We start from the raw sequence: 21,422 nt of genomic DNA, 5'->3' as shown, positions 1-21,422 counted from the left end.
TAGAAGACCTTTTCATGGCACAGATCAAACGTAGGCTGAGCAAGACGGAGCCGCGGCGGCAAACGCGCAACACGGACCATGCCGGAAGTTGGGACGACAAACTTCTGGAAGCGGGGACACCGCTATGGGCGTCGAACTGGCTGCGGCTGGCAGTGACGCTATTGGCCGCGCTGTTGTTCACTTCTGCCATGACGGTCAATCTGGCCGTGTCGAAGCAATGGACGTTTGGCATCCTTTGCATGGTCGTCGCGGTTCTGCTGAACCGCATTCGCGGCAGGATCATCACGGTGTCCATGGTGGCATTGTCGGTGTTTATGTCCTTGCGCTACCTGTACTGGCGCCTGACGCAGACGCTGTCCTTTACCACCTCGCTCGACATGACCTTTGGCTGCCTTCTGCTGCTGGCCGAAGGGTACGCGGTGCTCATGCTGTTGTGCAGCTACTTTCAGACGCTCTGGCCTCTGCATCGCCGGCCTGCGCGATTGCCGGCCGATAGCTCGGCATGGCCGACGGTGGATGTGTACATTCCCACGTTCAATGAGCCGCTGCAGGTCGTGCGGCAGTCGGTGCTGGCCGCCACGCTGCTCGACTGGCCGGCCGACAAGCTGCGCGTGTATGTGCTGGACGACGGCCGTCGTGACGAATTCCGGCAATTCTGCGAGCAGGCTGGCGTGGATTATCTGACCCGGCCGGACAACGCGCATGCCAAAGCAGGCAATCTCAACGCGGCACTCTCCAGGACGAGCGGCGAGTACATCGCAGTGTTCGACTGCGATCACGTCACCACGCGCTCGTTCCTGCAGGTCTGCATGGGTTGGTTCCTGAAAGATCCGAAGATGGCCATGGTGCAGACGCCGCACGTCTTCTACTCGCCCGATCCGTTCGAGCGCAACCTCGAAACCTTCCGCAAGGTGCCCAACGAGGGTGACCTGTTTTACGGCGTGCTGCAAAACGGCAACGACTTGTGGAATGCCGCTTTTTTCTGCGGTTCCTGCGCGGTGCTGCGGCGTTCGGCGCTGGAGGATGTAGGCGGCGTGGCGACGGAAAGTGTCACGGAAGATGCGCTCACCGCGCTCAAGATGTGCACGAGGGGCTACAACACGGCCTATCTCGCCATCCCTCAGGCAGCGGGTCTCGCCACCGAGAGTCTGGGGCGTCACGTCGGTCAGCGCATACGCTGGGCACGAGGCATGGCGGAAATATTCCGTCGCTTCAACCCGCTGTTGATCGCAGGGCTAACACTGCCACAGCGTCTGTGTTACCTGAGCGCGATGATGCACTTTTTCTTCGGCTTGCCGCGCATCGTGTTTCTGATCACACCGATGGCGTATCTGTTCTTTGGCGCGCACGTCTTTCATGCTTCCGCGCTGATGGTGCTGGCCTATGTCGTGCCGCACCTCGTCATTTCGAGCCTCGGCGCCTCGCGCATTCAAGGGCGTTTCCGACATTCGTTCTGGAGCGAAGTCTACGAAACGGTACTGGCCTGGTACGTGATTCTGCCCGCGTTGCAAGCCGTACTCTTTCCAGGCAGCAAAGGCTTCAACGTGACGTCCAAGGGCGGGGTGATCCGTCAGTCCTTCCTCGACTGGGCGATGGCCCGGCCCTACATCGTTCTGCTGCTCATCAATCTGAGCGGATTCATGGTGGGTGTCGCAGGTCTGATCCGCAGTCCGGGTTGGCCCGAAGCGACGAGCATTCTGTTCAACCTGGTATGGGTAACCTACAACATCATGAACCTCAGCGCGGCCGCGGGCGTAGCGAGCGAATCGAGACAGTTGCGTCTCGCTCCGCGGGTCCAGATCGAACTGCCGGCCGCCGTGATTCACGCCGACGGAACTCGCATCGACTGTCAGACCAGCGACTATTCGCACGGTGGTCTGGGGCTGGTGCTGCCTGAGGGCGCACCGTTGCCGGAGCACGGCGATCGCATCACGGTGGCGGTGTTGCGCGACGACTACGAGGACGTTTTCCCGGCCGAAGTGCAGGTGTGCCGCGGACGCACCATCGGCGTGAGTTTTCCGACCCTGACGATCGCTCAGGAGCGCGCCTGGATAGGGGCGACGTTTTCGCGCGCCGACAGCTGGATCGCCTCATGGGGCAGCTATCGTCCCGACAGGCCGCTGCGAAGCCTGTTTGAGGTGCTCGGCATCGGCATGCGCGGCTTCGGGGAGTTGTTCCGGCATCTGTTCCTGGGTGGGCGTGAGCGCCTTGGCCGTTCGTCCGCAGACCCGGCAAGCGACTTGGGAACAAAGCAATCGTGAGTGTCGGCTACCTGTCGCTTTTGCGCTCCTTGACGAGCGCGCGCCGGTTGGGCGCGGTGTTGTGTTCGGTCCTGTTGCTCGGAGCGGGCGACGTGCTGGCCGCGTCGGCTGTCCCGGTCGATGCCGTGCGCCAAGGCCCGCACCCGGAACTCAGCGCGGCGGCGCCGGCCGACGCGTATACCTACCGGATCCCGCTGCTGCGGCAAAACGCGGAGCAGGGATTGACCTTGCTCGGCGAGGATGCCTATGCGGGCATGGACTTCGGTTTGCGCCGCGACGAGCGCGTGGTCAGCGCGCGGCTCGTGCTGGACTACAGTTACTCGTCCACATTGCTGCCTACGCTCTCGCATCTCAAGGTGTTGCTCAACAGCGTCGTGGGGGCGACCGTAGCGTTGCCCGAACCGGCACCGCGGACGCCGGCGCATATCAGTGTGGATCTGCCGGTGTCGCTGCTGTCCGGGTTCAACCAGCTCACCCTCGAGTTGATCGCGCATAGCAAGGCGAGCGATCAGGGCAACAATCCGCTGAGTTCCGACCTGTGGCTGAAGCCCGGGCCGGACAGTGCGCTGGAACTGACCGTGGTTCCGGCGACCCTGTCCAGTGACCTGTCGCAACTGCCCGCGCCGTTCCTCGACGTGCGCGATGTGCGCAGGGTGGACCTGCCCGTCGTGCTGCCGCAAGCGCCTCGCGCGCAGCGCCTCGAATCGGCCGGTATCGTGACCTCGTGGCTGGGTGCGCAGGCGGGCTATCGCGGTGCGCACTTCTCCGCGAGCCTGGGTGCGATACCCGCGCATGGACATGCGGTGGTGCTCGCGCTGCCGGGCGAGGTGCCGGGCTTGACCCTGCCTGCGGTGGAAGGGCCGATGCTGGCCATCGTGCCCAACCCCAATGACGCTAACGGCAAGCTGCTGCTGGTCATGGGCCGCAACGACGCGCAGATCCGCGAGGCCGCGACCGCGCTGGTGCTTGGCGCGAAGACGCTGTCGGGCTCTCGGGTCAAGATCGACACCCCGGTTTCCGTGGTGCCGCGCAAGCCTTATGACGCACCCAACTGGCTGCCGGGTGACCGCCCGGTGCAGTTGGGCGAGATGCTAGCGGCGGACCGCTTGACGGTGCAGGGCTTTCGCCCTGGGGCGATCAATGTGGACCTGCGTCTGCCGCCGGGTCTGTTCGGTTTTGACAATAGCGGCGCGGTGCTGAACCTGCATTACCGTTATACGGCCCGTCCGGAGTCAACGCGCTCGGAGCTCGGTGTGCTGGCCGGCAACACGCCCCTGCAGACCTTGCCGCTGACAGGCGGCGCGTCGGACGGTTATGCGGTGATACGCGTTCCGACCTATCTGCTGCCGCCGTTGACGACGCTGCAATTCGACTATCGCTACGAGTCCGTGGCGCCGCAAGACCACGTCGAGGATGTGCCCGGCGGCCCGCTCCTGAGCGCCATCGATCCGACTTCGACGATCGACATTTCCCAACTGCCGCGTTACGCAGCCATGCCGGATCTGCGCGCCTTCGCAGACGCAGGCTTTCCGTTCACGCGGATGGCCGATCTGTCCGGGACGGCGGTGATCCTGCCCGCACGGCCGGTCGCTGGCGACTATTCCGCTTACCTGACGCTGATGGGCAGCATGGGTCAAACCACGGGTTATCCGGTGCTGGGCGTGACGGTGGGCGATCCAGCGCAGCTTGACGCGCTGCGTCGCAAGGACCTGCTCGTGCTGGCGTCGGGCGATAACCAGCCCTTGCTCAAAGCATGGCGTGATGATCTGCCGCGCGGCTTCTTCGCTCCGGTTGCTTCATCGGACCGCTGGATCGCCGCGTGGTGGGAAAAGCTGACGGGTGGGCATGCGCAGGCTGAACGCGAGGCCGCCATCGCCGCACTGTATAGCAGCGACGACCATGACGGCATGTTGGCGGGACTCGAGTCGCCGCTGGCTCGCGGCCGCAGCGCGGTGGTCGTAGCGGGCAATACGCCGGACGGTCTCGACACTGTCGTGGACGTGCTGCAAGCCAACCGCTACCTCATCAGCAAGCGTCCGGACCACAAGATCAGCGGCAGCCTCGTGGCCGTGCATGACGGCACGCTCACCACGCTGAGCAACGATCAAAGCTATTTCATCGGGTCCTTGCCGCCTGGGCTCGCGCTCGAATGGTTCTTCGCGAGCCACATCCTGCTGCTGCTCGTGGCGACGCTCGCCAGCGTCGCGCTCATAGGTTTGCTCGGCGGCGTGTTTCTGCACCGGCGTGCCCTGAATCGATTAGACCTGGATATTCCCCAGACATCGCAACGTGAAGAAGGACGAAGAGGTTCTCATGTTTAGAAGACGGCCTGACATCTCCCGGGCACGCCTTGCGCGTTGCATGACTGCGCAACCAGTATGGCCGGCACTGTTGCTCGGTTGTGTGTTTGTCACATCGACGGTAACCCAGGCCGCGCAACCAGCGGCGGCTGCCGCCGCTGCGCGGCAGGACGCGCCGGCTTCGGCCGGCGGCGCGGCCAACCCGGTCGCGCCGCCGGCAACGGGAGATAGCAACGCGGCGCCGCTGCAGTCCGCGCCGGACGCCGGAGCCGCTACCGCGGCTTCTTCGACGGTGACCTATTCGCTGCAGCAACTCGGCGCGCAATACGCGCTCAACCTGCGCGGTGCCGACGGCAGCAATACGCTGCCGGTCGGCGTGCGCGACGATCGGGTCGTCACAGGTGCGCGACTGAACCTGCGCTATGCCTATTCGCCGGCGCTGCTGCCCGATCTGTCGCACATCAATGTGCTGGTCAACGATCAGGTGGCGGCATCGATCGACGTGCCCAAAAACACCTCCGGCACCAACCTGCAGCGCACTATCACGCTGCCGCCGTATCTGTTCACCGCGAACAGCAAGCTGCGTCTGCAACTGATCGGCCACTACACCAACCAGTGCGAAGACCCGCTGCATTCGAGCCTGTGGGCCAACATCAGCAACGACAGTACGCTGAGCATCGACACCCAGCCGCTGGCGCAGGCCAGCGAGCTGGCTCGCCTGCCGCGACCCTTCTTCGACGAGCACGATATTCGCCGGTTGAACCTGCCGTTCGTGTTCGCCGGCAATCCTGATACGGCCGCGCTGGAAGCGGCCGGCGCCGTGTCGTCGTGGTTCGGCGCATTGGCGACCTATCGCGGCGCGCAATTCCCGGTATCGATCTCTACCGTGCCTGCCAGGGGCAACGCGGTCGTCATCGTCGACAGCGCAGCGCAAGCGAGCCTGGCGGGCTCGCCGCTGCAAGGTCCGACTCTCGCCGTCGTGACCAACCCCAACGATCCCAACGGCAAGCTGTTGCTGGTGATGGGCCGTGACGGCAAGGAACTCAAGCAGGCCGCCGACACGCTGGTCACGGGCAGCCAGACGCTGTCGGGTTCGAGCGCGCTCATCGCGCGGTTCGCCGACCTCGCGCCGCGCAAGCCGTACGATGCGCCGCGCTGGCTGCGCACCGACCGTCCGATGTCGTTGGGCGAACTCGTCGACGCCAAACAATTGCAGGTGTCGGGCTACAGCCCCGATCTGATCCGCATCAATATGCGCGTGCCGCCCGACCTGTTCGGCTGGCACGCGCCCAACGTGCCGATCGACCTGCATTACCGCTATACGCCGCAGCCTTATATGGTCAATTCGTCGCTGCTGTTCAGCGTCAGTGACCAGTTCATGAAGTCGATTCCGCTGCTCTCGCTCGAACGGCTCGAGGGCGGCAGCAAGCTGCGGGGTGAAGTTTTGCCCGACAGCAGCCTGCCGCGCCAGGCGAAACTGGACGTGCCGCTGGAGGCGCTGTTGCAGCCGAATACCCAGTTGCAGTTCCGCTACATGTACGACTACATCAAGCAGGGCGAGTGCCGGGACATCATCATCGACAACGTGCGCGGCGCGGTCGATCCCGAATCGACGATCGATCTGTCGCAGTATCCGCACTACATCGCCATGCCGAACCTGGCCTCGTTCGCCCAGGCGGGCTTCCCGTTCACGCGCATGGCCGACCTGTCCGGAACGGACGTCGTATTGGGCCCCAACGCGGGCACACCGGAATACAGCACGTATCTGGCGGTGATGGGCCGCATGGGCGATTCGACCGGCTATCCGGCGCGCGGCGTCACCGTGCTGCGCGGTCAGCGCATCGACGCGATGCCGTCCGACAAGGATCTGCTCGTGATCGCCTCGGGTGCGGATCAAGCCTGGCTCAAGGACTGGGCGCGGACCATGCCCGCGGCGTATGACCACAGCGCGCAGTTCGCCGTATCGGATCTGCCGGGTCGCGTGCTGGGCTGGTTCCATGCCAACCCGCGCCTCGACGCCGAACCCCGCCGCCTGTCGCTGGCCTGGTCGGGGCCGGGCGCGAGCGCCGTGCTCGCAGGCTTCGAATCGCCGAAGCAACCGGGCCGCAGCGTGGTCATGCTGGCCAGCAATCAGCCCGACGGCCTGAAGGATGCGGTCTCCGCGTTGCTGGATGCGCCGAACTCCGGCAAGCAGCCCATCCAGGGAAGCCTCGTGTCCATCCGCGGCACGGAAGTCGATTCGCTCGTGAGCGAGCATACCTACTACGTCGGGCATCTCGGCATCTGGCGCGGCCTCGACTGGTGGCTGGCTTCATTCGGCCTGTCGCTCGCGTGGGTGCTGAAGGCGCTGGGCATCATCGCGCTCGTGCTGATCGCGGTTGGTCTGTTTTCGTTCTTGCGGCGCCGCCAGGCCCGGCGCGACGCTGAAGCCCGTGAGCGGCTGCGGGCATCGCGGCAGCAACAATCATAAGCAAGGAAAGTCATGTCAGTCAGACGCAGCCGCAACCGGGCCTGGATTCTCGGACTGATGGTCGCATCGGTCGGCCACCCGGGCTGGGCGCAGGATGCTACGTCCAACATGCTGCTGGAACAGGGCCGCTACTGGCAAACGCATGACAAGCCCGATCTGGCCGCGCAGTCCTGGTCGAAACTGCTGCTGAGCGACCCGAAGCAGCCCGAGGCGCTGTATGGGATGGGCACGATCGCCGTCGGCAAGCAGCAGTTCGCGGCGGCGAACGGGTATCTGGCCAGACTTCGTGCGGCCGCGCCGGGCAGCCGCTTCGTGCCGCTGCTCGAGCAGAGCTTGCGCCTCGCGGTCGAACCGGGTAAGTCCACGTTCGCCAAGGCGCGCCAGATGGCGCAAGACGCCGTCAACCAGAAGGATCAGGCCGCGTTGCTGGCGGCCATCGCCGAATATAACAAGGCCTTGGGCGGTAAAGCGCCGCAGGGCAGTGTGGCGCGAGAGTATTACAGCTATCTCGGCTATACGGATGGCGGTGTGGATCAGGCCATCCAGGGCCTCGAGCGCCTGAATGCCGAGACGCCGAACGATCCGAACACCATGTTGCCGCTGGCCCAGCATATGGTGCGCGACGAACAGGATCGCGCGGCGGGTGTCGCCCTTCTGGAAAAGCTTGCCGCTCGTCCGGACATCGGCGGCGAAGCGACGGAAGTCTGGCGCTCCGTGCTGACTTGGGTCACGCCCACGCCGAAAAACAGATCGTGGTTTGAAGACTATCTGAAGCTGCATCCGGACGACGACGAAATACGTCATCAGATGCTGGCGCCGCATCCGCTCGCACCGGCCGGTCCGGTCGTGGATGCACGACTGACACGCGGCTTCGCCGCGTTCAAGTCAGGCGACATCACCACGGCCGAGCAGTCCTTTTCCGCTGTGCTGCGTGACAAACCCGACAGCACGGATGCGCTGGGGGGACTGGGCCTCGTGCGCATGCAGCAAGGCGACCTGGCGCAGGCGCAGACGCTGCTGTCGCGGGCGGTGTCGCGTCCGGGCGCGGGCGCGAACTGGGCCAAGGCCCTCAATTCCGCGCGCTACTGGCTGCTGGTGAGCCAGGCCGAGGGCGCGCAAAACGTGGGCGACTTCGCCGCCGCGCGACGCGAACTCGATCAGGCGCTGCGGCTGGATCCAGCCGAGCCGGGCGGGCGCAATGCGTCGGCCCGGTTGGATGCGGCGCAGGGCGATCTGACGCGTGCTGAAAAGGGCTACCGCGACGTGCTGGCGACAAGCCCCGATAACCGCGAGGCGGCGAGCGGCCTCATCGATATCCTGGCGCAGACGGGACGCGCCGATGAGGCCCAGAAGTTGATCGACGGCATGTCACCCGAACAGAAGGCCGGCATCGGCGGGCTCGATCGGCTGCGCGCCGCCGTCGCCGCCGGCCGGGCCGATGCCGCCGCGCAGCGTGGCGATCTGAGCGCGGCCCGGCACATTCTGGAAGACGCCCAGCGCAGCGCGCCCGACAACCCGTGGATTCGCCTGGAGCTGGCGCGCTACGATCTCAAACAGGGTCATGCCGACGAAGCGAAGCAACTCGTCGACGGCCTGCTCGTCACGAACCCGGACAATCCCGACGCGCTCTATGCGAGCGCGCTGCTGGCCATGCAGATGGGCGACTGGACGCGCGCGCAGGACACGATGACGCGCATCTCCACCGCCTCGCGCACGCCGAACATGGTTGCGACGGCGCAGCAGATCGATTTTCAGGTGGTCGTGGCGCAAGCCTCGCAAACGGCGCTCGAAGGCAATCTGGAGGATGCGCGCAGTGTGCTGGCGCGGCTCGAACCCGCGGCGGGTCAAGACCCGGCCAAGGTGGGCGCGTTGGCGCAGGCGTATGTCGACGCGGGCAACACGCCGCGCGCCATGAGCCTGATGCACGGGCTGATGCCTAACGGTCTGAAGGGCAGCGGCCCGGATGTGCAACTGGCTTATCTGGGCCTGTTGCTCAAGACCAACCAGTATGTCCAGGCCGGGCTCGCGATGCGCGAGTTGCACGGCCAGACGCTGACCGCGGACCAGCGCCGGCAACTGAACGAACTGAACTACCTCTACACCGTGCGACTGGCTGACCAGCAACGTCAGCAAGGTGACCTCGCGCAGGCCTACGACACGCTGGCGCCGATCCTCGCGAAGCGGCCCGACGACAGCCTCGCCACGGCCGCGCTCGCGCGCATGTACGCCGCCGATGACAAGTATGACCAGGCACTGTCGCTTTACCAGAAGGCGCTCGTCAACGACCCCAACAATCCGGGTTTGCAACTGGGCGTCGCGATGGCGGCAGTGCAGGCCGGCAAGAACAGCGTTGCCGATGCGGCATTGAAAGAGGCCGTTGCGAAGGCGCCCAACGATCCCGACGTGCTGGCCGGCGCCGCGCGCATTTACGTCATGCAGGGCAAGACCCGCGAAGCGCAGTCGCTGCTGGAATCCGCCATTGCCGCCAAGGAAAAGCGGCTCGGCGTGCAGGCGCAAGACGTCCACGTGGCGGGCAATCCCTTTGTCCACGACGACGACGGTCATCGTCGTCAGGTCCGCCACCGTCGCCTGCCCGCTGCCGAAACGTTCGCCCCGCAACCCGCGGCGCCGGATTGCGTGCTGGCGAACCAGAAGCCGGGTTTCGGGCCCGCTGCCGCTCCGGCTGCTCCGGCTGCTACCGCGGCGAGCGCGACTGCCTCGACCGTGACATCCACGGCTGCGCGCGAGCGCTCGTCCTCTGGTCCATCCGCTCTGCCAACCGTGGCGGGCACGCCGGTCGGCGGCCTGGCGCCGCAAGACACGGTCGCGGTGAGCGAGCCTCAGGACGGTTCGCCGTCGCTCGAGGAAATGCGTAATGAACTCAGCGACCTCCGTGCGCAGCGTTCACCGGAAGTCAGGGGTGGGCTGTTCGTCTCGTCGAACAACGCAGCACCCGGTACGGGTCAGTTGACGAGCGTGCAGCAAGCTCTGGAAGGGGTGCTGCCGGTCGACAACGGCAAGCTTTCCATTCGCGTGACGCCGGTTGAACTCGAGGGCGGCACGTTGGGTACCGACGTCTTCAGCGCCAGTCAGTTCGGCGGCGGCCCGGCCGCCACCCGGGCGCAGCAGGCCGGCAAGGTCGCCGCACCGGGCAAACAGACCGCCTACGGCGTCGGTCTGGGTCTCGGCTACGAGACCGGGAACTGGGTGGCCGACATCGGCACCACGCCTTTGGGTTTCAAGTACACCAATGTCGTTGGCGGCGTGATGTTCAGGAACTCCATCGATGCCGGGCAGGGCAGTTGGTTCAACGTGGGCGTGTCGCGCCGCGCCGTGACGGACAGCATCACGTCTTTTGCTGGCTCGACCGATTCGCGATCCGGCTTGAGCTGGGGTGGCGTGACTGCCACCGGCGTGCATGGTGCGATCGGCCTCGACAATCAGGACTACGGCGTCTACGGCTACGGTTCCGCGAAATACCTGGACGGTCATAACGTCCAGTCCAACGTCGGTGCCGAGGTCGGCGCCGGGACGTACTGGTACCTGCTGCGCACGGAAAACAGCATGCTGAGCGCGGGCGTGAACCTGAGCGGCATGATCTACGACCACAACGCGAACAACTTCACCTACGGCAACGGCGGCTACTTCAGCCCGCAGCGCTTCTATGCGTTCAACCTGCCGCTCACGTGGGCGCAGCGTTCGGAGCGCTGGACCTACAAGCTGCAAGGGGCCGTCGGTGTGCAGTACTACCACCAGGCCGGCTCGCCGTATTTCCCGACCGACAGCGGGTTGCAGGCCGCAGCAGTCTCAGCGGCTTCGACCATTGGCCTCGCCGACGGCGCGATCCATCCCGACCAGTCCTCGACCGGCTTCGGCTACAACCTGCTGGCCACGGCCGAATACCGCTTCACCAATCATCTGACTGGCGGAGCCTCGGTGGGCGCCAACAACTCGTCCAGCTACCGGCAGTGGGCGGCGGGCCTGTATCTGCGCTATACCCTTGCGCCACAGACGAAGGCGCTCGATATGCCGGTCATCCCTTACCAGTCGCATTACAGCGATCAGTAGCCCGCCATACTGATCGATCGGACATTGATTATTTTTCAGGAGTCGAAGAGTCATGCTTGCTTCCGTACTTGCTGGTCTCAGCATTCTCATAGTCGGCGATAGCCATCTGAGCGAACCCGGTTATCTCATCGATACGTTGCAGGATCAGTTGATCGCCGCTGGCGCGCAGGTGCATACCTACGGCGTCTGCGGCAGTATTCCCGGCGATTGGGTGAAGTCCGTGCCCGGCACATGCGGTGGCGCCGAGCGTAACGGCAAGGCGCCCCTGGTCATCGACCACAACGCGAAGACTCAACCCGTCGATCAATTGATCGCCGCGAACAAGGCCAAGCTCGTCATCATCGTCCAGGGCGACACGGTCGGCGGATACGGCAAGGACGATTTCCCGAAGGCCTGGGCCTGGCAGCAGGTCACGGCGCTGACGCAAGACCTGGCCGCCAACAAGACGGCTTGCGTCTGGGTAGGGCCGGTTTGGGGCACCGAGGGCGGCAAGTATCAGAAGAGCTTCGCCCGTGTGAAGCAGCTGTCGTCTTTCCTCGCCGCCAATGTCGCGCCGTGTCAGTACATCGACTCGCTCACGTTTTCCAGGCCGGGCGAATGGGCGACGGTCGATGGTCAGCATTTGACGACGACCGGCTACAAGTACTGGGGCACGGACATCATGAAGGCACTGGTCAAGCTGCCTGTCGTTCCGCAGAAATGACGCGCCGGGCTTCGAGCTGCGCCTGCCCAGGTTTCCCGTTTGAGAAAAGAATGAAAAATTTCCTCTCCTCCCTGTTGTTGTCCGGCTTCGCTCTGTCCGGTCTCGGTTTGTCCGTGCAGCCGGCCATGGCCGCAGAAATTCCGCTATACCCGACCGGTCCCGCGGAGGACTCGTCGTTCGTGCGTTTTGTCGATGGCGGTTCGGGTCCGGTCGACGTAAGCGCGGCGGGGTCGAAAGCGCGTCTGACGCTCGACGCCGCGAACCCGGCCACTCACTTCCTTCCGATCGCCGCCGGCAAACCGGTGGGCGGCACACTGAGAGCCGGTAGTGCGCACCAGGACGTATCGGCGACGGTGCAGCCTGGCGAGTTCGTCAGCATCGTTGCGCTCGATGGCGCGGATAAAGCGGGTGGCCTGCATACGGTGACGGTCCGCGAAAAACCCGACGACTTCAATGCGCTCAAAGCTTCGGTGGCTTTCTACAACCTCGACGCTGGCTGCGCGACACCCACGCTGAAAGTGCCGGGTCGCGACATCGTGCTGCTCGACGGCGTGGCTGTGGGACAAGCCAGGCGGCGCCAGGTCAACCCGGTCGCCCTCTCGGTGCAGCTGGTCTGCGGCGGCCAGCCTGTGGGGCAGCCGCTCAGCCTGGGTACGCTCGCGGCGGGGCAGCGTTATACGGTGTTGCTCGTGCCGGGCGGGGCGCATTCGCGCATCTTCATGGCGAACGACGCGGTGAGCCGCTGATCGCATTTGCGCCTCCTCCTTGAAAGCGACGCCGCTCATCGCCGATTTCCGGCTGTTCCCCGTTTTTCATCTGGTTACGACGGGCAGAGCGGGGTTCGGTGTGTTTCGCGATGGCGCGTCGGTCCAGATATCTTTTTCGATTGAGAACGATGCATGGTTTTCGCGTCCCTCGAATTCCTGACGCTGTTTCTGCCGGCCTTTCTGGCGATCTACGTCGCGTTGCCCGCGCGTTGGCGCAATGGCGTGCTGCTGTTTTGCAGCTGGCTTTTCTACGGCTGGTGGAGCCCCGTCTTTCTGCTGCTGTTCATCGCGCTGACCTTCTGGGGCTGGTTCGGCGGCATGGTCATAGACAGGGCGCCGAGCCAGCGTGCACGCGGTGGCTGGCTGGCCGTGTTCATCGTCGTCAACGTCCTGATATTGGGCTGGTACAAGTACGCCAACATCGTGGTCGATAGTCTCGACAGTGTGCTGGGGGCAGGCCATGCAGGGTCCATCCCTTGGCGACACGTCGTGCTGCCCATCGGGCTTTCGTTCATCGTGCTGCAATCCATCTCCTATCTGATCGACGTGCAGCGCGGCACGGTGGCGGCCGATCGCAGCATGATCCGTTACGGCGCCTATCAGGGGATGTTCGTGCATCTGATCGCGGGGCCGATCATTCGCTATACGTGGGTGAGGCGCGAGCTGGTGTCGCGCGAGGTCGACTGGGACGGTTTTGCAGCCGGCGCAAGGCGGCTCATGGTGGGCATGAGCATGAAGGTGCTGGTGGCCGACACACTCTCGCCGCTGGTCGACGCGATCTTCTCGTTGCACGCGCCCACGCTGGCCGACGCCTGGCTGGGCTGCGGTTTCTACACGCTGCAGTTGTTCTTCGATTTCGCGGGCTACAGCGCCATGGCCATCGGGTTGGGGCAGATGCTGGGCTTTCGCTTTCCCGAGAACTTCAACCATCCGTACCTTGCCAGCAGCATTCAGGATTTCTGGCGCCGTTGGCACCTGTCGTTGTCGAGCTGGATACGCGATTACCTGTACATCCCGCTGGGCGGCAACCGCCACGGTGAGTGGCAAGCCTGCCGCAATCTGTTGCTGACCATGGCGATCGCCGGCCTGTGGCACGGCGGCGATAGCTGGAACTTCCTGCTGTGGGGCCTCGTTCACGGCATCGCCCTGATGGTCGCGCGCCTCTGGCGCCGGTTCGATATGCTGACCATGCCGTCCTGGTTATCGCACGTGCTGACGCTGGTTTTCGTCATGCTCGCGTGGACACTGTTTCGCGCGGCGGGTTTCCCTGCCGCGCTCGCCATGTATCGCGGCCAGTTCGGTTTGAATGGCATCGGCCTGAGCGACGCGACGCTCGTGCTGCTGCGGCCCGTGCACGCTCTGGCTGCCGGGTTGGGCATCGTGTGCGTGCTGCTGCCGCTCTGGCAACAGCGTTGGGATAGCCTTCCCGACACGGCGCTGCGGCAGCTATGGCAGGCGGGGTGGCCGCTGGCGGGTTTTCTGTTGTCGTTCGGTCTGATCGTCGCGCGCGGCGCGGTGCCTTTCCTCTACTTCCAGTTCTGACGCCATGGAAGATCCCAAGCCGCTACCTCAATTACCCGCCTCGCGCGCCAGCAAGATCGCCGCCGTCATCCTGATGGTCTTCCTGTTCGCGGGCCTGCTTTCCAATCTCAGGTTCGCGTCGACGACCGAATCGGTGTTGCCTCATGCCGTGACCCGGGCCGGCATTCTGGACGGTGCGGTATCGAAAGAACTCGCCAATCGCATGGCCGATACGCCGATCGCCGCCGACGCGGCGCGCGCGCAGCGTGCGCTGGGCTGGCTGACGCTGCACGATCTGGGCCCGCGCGTGCGGCAGGGCTGCCCGGGCTGGTTGTTCCTGCGCGACGAACTCAGCGTGTATGCCGATAGCGACAGTCATCTCGCCACGCGCGCGGACACGGTGGCCGCCGTGCGGCGCGAGCTGGCGAGGCACGGTATCGCGTTGCTGGTCGTCGTGGTGCCCGACAAGTCGCGTATCGAGCCGCAACATCTGTGCAGTCTGTATCGACCGGTTTCGTTGGGTGCGCGTCTCGCTGAGTGGACCTCGCGTCTGACCGCTGACGGCGTGCAGGTGCTGGATCTAAGTGCGGCGCTGCGTGGCGCGCCGGGCGGCGCTTTTTTTCGGACTGACACGCACTGGACCGAGGACGGCGCGGGTGCCGCGGCGCAGGCCGTGGCGCAGCGCATCCGTGCGATGGGGGTCCCGCTGGGTTCGAGCAAGCCCGACTATCGCGTCACAGACAAGCCTCCCGGCCGGCGGCCCGGCGATCTTGTGCGTCTGGCCGGCCTGGATGATTTGCCGCCGTCCTGGCAGCCGAGGCCTGAGATTGCGGCCAGCCGTGACTACATTCCTCAGGCTCAGGCGGCCGCGTCAGCCGACGATCTGTTCGGCGATGCCGATCTGCCTGGCATCGCCGTGATCGGCACTTCTTATTCGACGACGTCCGATTTCGTGCCTCAGCTCGCTTTGGCACTCGGAACAGGCGTGGGTAATTTCGCACGCGAGGGCGGCAAGTTCGGCGGCTCGGCGCGCGCCTATTTCGCGAGTCCGGCTTATGCTCAGACGCCGCCCAGGCTCGTCGTTTGGGAATTGGACGAACGGGATCTGCAGTCGCCGCTCGAAGCGGAAGATACGGTCATCGTGCCGAAATCCAGCGCCATAGACTCACGGACTCCGCATGTCGAAGCCAGGACACTTTAACTGCCATAGCTTGATGGCGATGATGCTAGGGGCGGGCGCGCTGCTATACGCCGATCTGCCCATGGCTGCGCCGCTGCCGGTGATCATTACGGTGGATGCCGCGGCCAACCGGCATCCAATCAGCCCGCTCATCTATGGCTTGAACTTCGGGACGGCGGAAATCCTGCGGGATCTGCGCGTGCCGATCAACCGCTCGGGCGGCAACACCGCTTCGGCTTACAACTGGCGGGTCGACGCTCACAACACGGGCCAGGACTGGTTTTTCGAAAGCCTGCCGACCGATCCAAAGGACATCTACCAATATAACGACCGTTTCGCGGCGCTTACCCGTGACGGACACGCTTTACCGATGCTGACCATCCCGATGATCGGCAGGGTAGCGCGACTCGATAAGGACGGTAAGCCGCTCGTCAGTTTTTCGGTCAGCAAGTACGGCAAGCAGCAGAGTGTCGACGCTCACGGTTTGTCTGACGCGGGCAACGGCATCGCACCCGACGGCACCCCTATCAGGAACGACCCGGACGATGCTTCGTTGCTGGACGATCCGCAGAGCCAGCAGGAGCGCGTCAGGCAACTCATGCGTGGATCCGGTAGTGCCGGCTCGGACGGTGTGCATTACTACCTGATGGACAATGAGCCGAGTCTGTGGCAACTCAACCATCGCGACATGCATCCCATCGGCGCCCATGCCAGCGAGGTAGCGAACAAGGTGATCGCCTATTCGCACGCCGTGAAGGCGGCAGACCCGGGCGCGCGTGTCGTGGCGCCGGAAGAGTGGGGTTGGACCGGGTATCGTTTTAGCGGCTTCGATCAACAATACTTCGCCGCGCACGGTCAGGGCAATCCGCCGGACAGGGAAAACGAAACGCGAGGCATGGACTACGTCCCATGGCTGCTCACGCAATGGAAGCAGGCCGGCCGCCCTGTCGACGTTTTCAGCCTGCACTTTTACCCGCAGGGCGGAGAATTCAAGGAAAACCAGAATGCGGCCACGGCTGAAACGCCTGCCATTGAACTCGCCCGTAACCGCTCCACGCGCGACCTGTGGGATACGAGCTACAAGGATCCGACCTGGATCAACAGCGTGGTGGCCCTGATTCCGTTGATGCGGCGGTGGGTCGACAGCTATTACTACGCTGGTACGCCGATCGCGCTGACGGAATACAGTTGGGGCGGCGATACGACCATGAACGGCGCCACGGCCCAGGCCGACGTGCTGGGCATCTTTGGCCGGGAAGGGTTGGACATTGCCACGCGCTGGGGCACATTGAATCGGGACATGCCGGTCTACAAGGCGATCAAGCTCTATCGCAACTACGATGGCCAGGGCTCGGGCTTTGGCACCACCAGCATCGCCGACACGCAGCCCGACCCGGATCGGGTCTCGTCTTTTGCCGCCGTGCGTGATCACGACCGCGTCATGACCATCGTGGTGATCAACAAGCAGCTTGATCAACCGGCTGACGCCACCATTGCGATCAACAACTTTGATGTGACTCAAGGCAAAGCCCAGACCTGGCAACTGATGGACAATGCCTTATCCCGTCTGCACGACACCGACTATGCGAGCGGCCAATTGCACCTTACTCTGCCGCCGAAAACCGTAACCTTGCTGGTTTTGCACGGCGCGGGCCGGCGCTGACTCCGTTGCTCGCATGCTGGTGCGGGCCAATTCCGGCCCGGTGGATGCCGGCCTTGAGCCGCTCGATCTGATCGTGTATCGCGCGAGCCATGCGGGTACGTCGCGCCAATCGCCGTCGCGACTCGCAGGTTCAGACCGATCGTACGGGGCAACGCTGTGCGCCCGAACCATTTGATTGAGCAATGCATCTGCGCAATCGTGGAAGCGGGCGCGAATTCTGCGTGTTCGGCAAACGCTCAATGATCGTCCGCGACGCGGCACGCGTGATCGAGCAGCCCTTCGGCCGTGCCGCTGCCGCCTTCGATGTCGATGCCGCTGTTGACGATCAGCCAGCCATCCCGAGCCGCGGACGGTCCCGCGCCGGTAACCAGGATGGTTTGCGTGGCCATCGTCGCCGGATCAGGATTGTCGCGGGCGACGATCCGGAACGGGTTGTCGGCGCCGCTCAGCGAGTTCACCCGCATGATCCTGTAGCGCTCGCCATCGAGCGTCTCCCAACGCCACTCGCCGGGCGTGTCGTGAGCGTGATCGGCGAGCGCGGCGCTGACTTCACGCCGCATGCAGTCGATGTGGATATGCAGCTGGTTTTGCGAGCGACGAGATTCGGAGTTGATTTCGAGGCCGAGCTGATCGTCGGGCAACTCGCGTTTGACCGCCTGCTGCACGTAATGACGCGAATCCCACGCGTCACGCCAGTAGTCCTTCGCATCGGGCGCGAGGATCAGCGGACTTTCGATGCCGGTGATGCGATCGGTCGGCATCAGCAGAAACTGCGAGCGGCCGAGAATGTCCTTCAGGACGACGTAGCGTTTGTCGAGATCGACGACCGTGCATTGACCCGGTGTGCCCGTGGCCTGCTGCGACGGCACGCAGCGGATGTCGACGATCTTCCACAGCGCGTTGGAATCGACCGTCGCGAGGCGCGCGCAGGCGCTGGCGGCGAAAGCGACCGCGAGCACGGCGCTCAAATGAACGACGCGGCGTACGAGGCCGCGAAATGAGAGGGCGGTGGGGGGGGTCGTCATCGTCGCTTAAGGGGAGGTTCGGGCGGGCAAAGCGTCGGAATGCGGGCTGCAACGCGCTGGCATTAAAGCACAAACCTGATGGCGCGCACGTGAAACACGGGCTTCAAAGCACCGGCGCGGGCAACGTTCCCAGTACCTGTTCGAACGCGACACCGATGGCCAGCAGGCGCCTGTCCGAGCCGAGCGGTCCATCGAGTTCGAGGCCGACCGGCAGCCCGCTCGCGCTGATACCCGCCGGCAGCGACAGCCCCGGAATGCCGGATGTGCCGGCCGGGTCGGTATTACGCAGGAACGCTTCCATCGTATCGATTGGTGGACCGCCGTCGATCGTGACCGTCGACGAGCCGTTCAGATCGTCGATCGGTACCGCGACGAGCCGCGTCGTCGGAAACAGCAACGCGTCGAGACCGGCATTCGCGAACGTCGCGGCGACGTAGTTCCGCAGCCGTGGTCGCCAGTAGTTGAGCGCCGCCGAGTAGTGCGAGCCGAGCACGTCGGCGAGCACGTCGTCGTAGATCGCGCGCACATCCGGGCTCGCGATGCGCACGGCCAGTGCGGCGACGGTTTGCACCGGCGCCCGATTCGCGACCAACCACGCGAGCACGTCGTCGCGCGCTTCGTGAATGGCGAGCGGACCGCCGACCATCCCGTTCAGATACTCCAACTCATGCATCGCGACCGGCACGAACGTGACGCCCGCCGCTTCGAGCTTTTGCAGTGCGGCGCGCGCGACGTCCTCGACCTGTCGCTCGAGAGCATCCCACAGCGGCGCGGGCAAGCCGATGCGCAAGCCATCGAGCGCAATCGCAGGCAACGCGCCGTCGCCGGTGATCACGCCGTCGAGCAGCGCCAGGTCGGCGACGCTGCGTGCCATCGGCCCGACGGTGTCGCGCGTATGGCTGATCGGCACCACCGCGTTGGGGTCGTGATAGCGCCGCTCGGCACCGCCATTGCCGACCGATGGACGCAAACCTGCGGTGCCGGTCAGCGCGGCCGGGATGCGGGTCGAGCCGCCGGTGTCGGTGCCGAGTCCGGCGGGCGCGATGCGCGCGGCGATCGCCACCGCGGTGCCGCCCGACGAGCCGCCCGGTATCAGCGACGGATCGTACGGATTGCGCACCGGCCCCGCGTGCGCGGACAGGTTGGTACTCGTGATGCCGAACGCGAGTTCGTGCATGTTGGCCTTGCCGAGCACGATCGCGCCCGCGTCGACGAGGCGTTGCACCGATGGGGCGTTGGTGTTCGGCACGAAGCCCGCGAGCGCGGGCGTGCCGGCCGTCGTCGGTAGACCTGCGGTGTTGATGTTGTCCTTGACGACGATCGGCAAACCGGCGAGCGGCAGACGTGCCCGCTCAGCCGGCGGCAATGCGTCGATGCGCTGCGCCGCCGCGAGCGCGCCGTGGAAGTCGAGCGTGGTGAGCGCATTCAGGTGCGTGAGCGCGGCGGCGCGCGCGAGCAGGGTGGCGACGTAGTCGGTGGCTTTGAGGCGGCCCGATTGCAGCGCCTCGACCGCTTGTGTCGCGCTGAGCGCGAGCTGTGCGTCGACGGTCCATGTCATGACCGGCGTCTCCGTATCGATGGGTGCGTCGCGGGCGGCGCGAGTTTCGACTGCATCCGTCGAAGTCGCGGACAGCTCACGCGGGCAGACAGCGAACGCAAGGGTTCAGCTATTCTGGCACATCCGCCTCAAACCCGATGCCGGGCGATGCGCAACGCTTGTCGTGCTCGCTGTCATCGACATCGATGCGCTCCGGGATCGCCTTATTGGTGATTATCGATCCACATACGCCCCCAGTCCGACGCGTAGGCGAGCGCATGCTCTTCGTCGAAGAAGTAGTCGAGCGCGTCGAACGAATAAGCCTTGCGCGTATTCTCGTTGCGCTGCTCGATCGTCAGATTGGCGGCGAATAATCCGTTGGGGAGCGGTTGCGTTGCCGCTTCGACCTCGTAGCCCTTGTAGCGGATGTGTGAGTTCATGATCTTGACTTGTCTGTGTGCCCGCGAATGTCGTGCGGAATACCAATGCGTGTGGCGCGGCCCTGTCGTTGCCATAGGTGAGTGAAGCGGCGGGCAGGTCAAGCGTAGGGCGCGCTGCGCAGCGGTTGAACCAATCTTTCGTCGAAAGCAGATCAGCGCGGGGCCGGAGTGGTAATCAGAAGCCCGGATTGGATCGAAGTCGCTGTGTGCGGTGACTCTATTCGCGTGGAGGCACGGTGTCTGTTATGTGGCGCACGGTCGCTCGGCGCAAAGCGTGGCGCCGCGCGCGATTGCGGCGGCGTCACGGTGCCCGGGGAGTATTCAGACCGCGTGCAGCACGCGCGCGGGACGACCGTCAGCGGCGATGGAGGTGGCGGGGCTCGGTGCGCAGGCCAGGCTCGCAGTCGCATGGCTCGACGCGGCGCGCGCTTTGCAATGCACGTGAGCGCGCGGCCGATAAGCATATGGCGAACCGATGGTTGGGCGCGTGCGGGTCTGACGATAAAATGGGCTCGTCTCCTCCATGACATCTCCTTAGACATGGGACTCGGTCTCGCTACGCAAGTGGTGGGGCCTTTTTTTCGTGGGCCGTTGGAGGACGATCTGCCGCCGTGCCATCGCGGCAATGCCGGCATGCGCGTGCCTGCGTGGAGGCCGGGTCACGATGACGCCGCTTTTAGCATGCTACGATGCCCGCAGTGATTTTTCGCGAGATCGAGTCCAGCATGGCAACCCTGTACGAGACGCTCGGCGTGCCCGCGCACGCCACCGACGACGAAATCAAGCGGGCCTACCGGAAAGCCGCGATGAAGTGGCATCCGGACCGCAACCACGGTGCCGAGGACGTGGCGCGCGCGGCGTTCCAGGAAATCAGGGACGCGTACGCGATCCTGTCCGATGCCGAGCAGCGCAACGTCTACGACGCGGTCTACACCGAGCAGATGCGCGAGTGGGAGGCGCAGCACACGCGTCGGCAACGCGCGCAGGCGAAGCGCGAGGCAGCGGCGCGCGCGGCCGACGAAGCCGCGTATGCCGAGATGGTGTCGATCGCGATCCGCTTCGCCGACCAGGGCCACAATCGCGACGTGCTGTTCGGCGTGCTGCTCGGGCGGCAATGCGAACCGCAGCGCGCCGCGCAGATCGCCGACAGCGTCGCGGCGTTGCAGGCCGCGCGCCGCGACGAGGCGGACGCCGCGCAAAACGCCCAACGCGCGGGAAAGACCGCGAAGAGCGCGCAAGCGGCGCAAGCCGAGGCGTCCGAGCCCGAACTGGCGGACCGCGCGCAAGACACCGGCGCGGCCTCGCAAACCGCCCCTCACGACACGCAGCCTTCCAGAAGCGAGAACCATGCGAAGCGCGACGAAACCGTCAGCGACATGCATCCGGCCGGCGCGCTCGGCAACCTGTGGTTTCAGTTCCTCAACAGCCTGAAGTTCTGACCCGCCGCCGACGGCGACCGGGCCAGGCCCATCGTGCCGGACCGGCGG

Annotated in this window: 13 protein-coding genes; 10 read left to right on the top strand and 3 right to left on the bottom strand. The window is 65.0% G+C overall.

Going from position 1 to position 21,422, the window contains the following annotated elements; all coding sequences use genetic code 11:
• Positions 1-14 precede the first annotated feature (14 nt).
• The 9 genes from bcsA (at position 15) to OKW30_RS33635 (ending at position 16,933) form a co-directional block, all read left to right on the top strand.
• Complete coding sequence (gene bcsA / locus OKW30_RS33675) at positions 15-2,261, top strand: UDP-forming cellulose synthase catalytic subunit (protein ID WP_429348754.1); 2,247 nt, start codon at positions 15-17, stop codon at positions 2,259-2,261.
• On the top strand, positions 2,258-4,582 hold the full coding sequence (bcsB, locus tag OKW30_RS33670; RefSeq protein ID WP_429348753.1) for a cellulose biosynthesis cyclic di-GMP-binding regulatory protein BcsB: 2,325 nt from the start codon (positions 2,258-2,260) through the stop codon (positions 4,580-4,582). The genes bcsA and bcsB (OKW30_RS33670) overlap by 4 nt, the downstream gene beginning before the upstream one ends.
• A 40-nt stretch (positions 4,583-4,622) precedes the next feature.
• Positions 4,623-7,031, top strand: coding sequence for a cellulose biosynthesis cyclic di-GMP-binding regulatory protein BcsB (gene bcsB, locus OKW30_RS33665; RefSeq protein ID WP_429348752.1), 2,409 nt, complete (start codon positions 4,623-4,625; stop codon positions 7,029-7,031).
• A gap of 312 nt (positions 7,032-7,343) precedes the next feature.
• A complete protein-coding gene (locus OKW30_RS33660) occupies positions 7,344-11,099 on the top strand; it encodes a cellulose synthase subunit BcsC-related outer membrane protein (RefSeq protein WP_429348751.1) in 3,756 nt (1,251 codons plus the stop codon).
• 52 nt (positions 11,100-11,151) lie between these two features.
• Complete coding sequence (locus OKW30_RS33655; protein WP_184062768.1) at positions 11,152-11,802, top strand: SGNH/GDSL hydrolase family protein; 651 nt, start codon at positions 11,152-11,154, stop codon at positions 11,800-11,802.
• Positions 11,803-11,852: 50 nt separating this feature from the next.
• Positions 11,853-12,548, top strand: coding sequence for a cell division protein FtsQ (locus OKW30_RS33650; protein ID WP_429348750.1), 696 nt, complete (start codon positions 11,853-11,855; stop codon positions 12,546-12,548).
• Between the two features lie 153 nt (positions 12,549-12,701).
• The gene (locus OKW30_RS33645) at positions 12,702-14,111 is read left to right on the top strand and encodes an MBOAT family O-acyltransferase (protein ID WP_429348749.1); all 1,410 of its coding nucleotides are present in this window, start codon (positions 12,702-12,704) and stop codon (positions 14,109-14,111) included.
• Between the two features lie 4 nt (positions 14,112-14,115).
• The gene (locus OKW30_RS33640) at positions 14,116-15,291 is read left to right on the top strand and encodes an alginate O-acetyltransferase AlgX-related protein (RefSeq protein WP_429348748.1); all 1,176 of its coding nucleotides are present in this window, start codon (positions 14,116-14,118) and stop codon (positions 15,289-15,291) included.
• Positions 15,269-16,933 carry a glycoside hydrolase family 44 protein gene (locus OKW30_RS33635; RefSeq protein WP_429348747.1) on the top strand — a complete coding sequence of 555 codons (1,665 nt, stop codon included), beginning with the start codon at positions 15,269-15,271 and terminating at the stop codon, positions 16,931-16,933. The genes OKW30_RS33640 and OKW30_RS33635 overlap by 23 nt, the downstream gene beginning before the upstream one ends.
• Positions 16,934-17,169: 236 nt before the next feature.
• On the opposite strand, the gene OKW30_RS33630 is transcribed toward OKW30_RS33635, so the two are convergent.
• The 3 genes from OKW30_RS33630 to OKW30_RS33620 all read right to left on the bottom strand — a co-directional run bounded on the left by OKW30_RS33630 (position 17,170) and on the right by OKW30_RS33620 (position 19,935).
• Positions 17,170-17,958 carry a CDP-diacylglycerol diphosphatase gene (locus OKW30_RS33630; protein ID WP_429348746.1) on the bottom strand — a complete coding sequence of 263 codons (789 nt, stop codon included), beginning with the start codon at positions 17,956-17,958 and terminating at the stop codon, positions 17,170-17,172.
• A gap of 103 nt (positions 17,959-18,061) precedes the next feature.
• Positions 18,062-19,516 carry an indoleacetamide hydrolase gene (gene iaaH, locus OKW30_RS33625; RefSeq protein ID WP_429348745.1) on the bottom strand — a complete coding sequence of 485 codons (1,455 nt, stop codon included), beginning with the start codon at positions 19,514-19,516 and terminating at the stop codon, positions 18,062-18,064.
• A gap of 203 nt (positions 19,517-19,719) precedes the next feature.
• Positions 19,720-19,935 carry a transcriptional regulator gene (locus OKW30_RS33620; protein ID WP_187626537.1) on the bottom strand — a complete coding sequence of 72 codons (216 nt, stop codon included), beginning with the start codon at positions 19,933-19,935 and terminating at the stop codon, positions 19,720-19,722.
• Positions 19,936-20,660: 725 nt separating this feature from the next.
• Here OKW30_RS33620 and OKW30_RS33615 point away from each other — a divergent pair.
• Entirely contained in the window at positions 20,661-21,374 is a 714-nt protein-coding gene (locus OKW30_RS33615) for a J domain-containing protein (protein ID WP_429348744.1), read from the top strand.
• The last annotated feature ends 48 nt before the right edge of the window (positions 21,375-21,422 follow it).

The organism is Paraburkholderia sp. Clong3 (genome assembly GCF_050436485.1).
Taxonomy (GTDB): Bacteria; Pseudomonadota; Gammaproteobacteria; order Burkholderiales; family Burkholderiaceae; genus Paraburkholderia; species Paraburkholderia tuberum.
The sequence above is the reverse complement of the archived record's forward strand: the minus strand, read 5'-3'. Positions and strand labels throughout refer to the sequence as shown.

Coding starts and splice junctions, on each gene's coding strand:
- bcsA (WP_429348754.1), top strand. CDS start 15: ATGGCACAGATCAAACGTAGGCTGAGCAAGACGGAGCCGCGGCGGCAA.
- OKW30_RS33630 (WP_429348746.1), bottom strand. CDS start 17,958: ATGACGACCCCCCCCACCGCCCTCTCATTTCGCGGCCTCGTACGCCGC.
- OKW30_RS33640 (WP_429348748.1), top strand. CDS start 14,116: ATGGAAGATCCCAAGCCGCTACCTCAATTACCCGCCTCGCGCGCCAGC.
- OKW30_RS33650 (WP_429348750.1), top strand. CDS start 11,853: ATGAAAAATTTCCTCTCCTCCCTGTTGTTGTCCGGCTTCGCTCTGTCC.
- OKW30_RS33655 (WP_184062768.1), top strand. CDS start 11,152: ATGCTTGCTTCCGTACTTGCTGGTCTCAGCATTCTCATAGTCGGCGAT.
- OKW30_RS33645 (WP_429348749.1), top strand. CDS start 12,702: ATGGTTTTCGCGTCCCTCGAATTCCTGACGCTGTTTCTGCCGGCCTTT.
- bcsB (WP_429348752.1), top strand. CDS start 4,623: ATGACTGCGCAACCAGTATGGCCGGCACTGTTGCTCGGTTGTGTGTTT.
- OKW30_RS33635 (WP_429348747.1), top strand. CDS start 15,269: ATGTCGAAGCCAGGACACTTTAACTGCCATAGCTTGATGGCGATGATG.
- OKW30_RS33615 (WP_429348744.1), top strand. CDS start 20,661: ATGGCAACCCTGTACGAGACGCTCGGCGTGCCCGCGCACGCCACCGAC.
- OKW30_RS33620 (WP_187626537.1), bottom strand. CDS start 19,935: ATGAACTCACACATCCGCTACAAGGGCTACGAGGTCGAAGCGGCAACG.
- iaaH (WP_429348745.1), bottom strand. CDS start 19,516: ATGACATGGACCGTCGACGCACAGCTCGCGCTCAGCGCGACACAAGCG.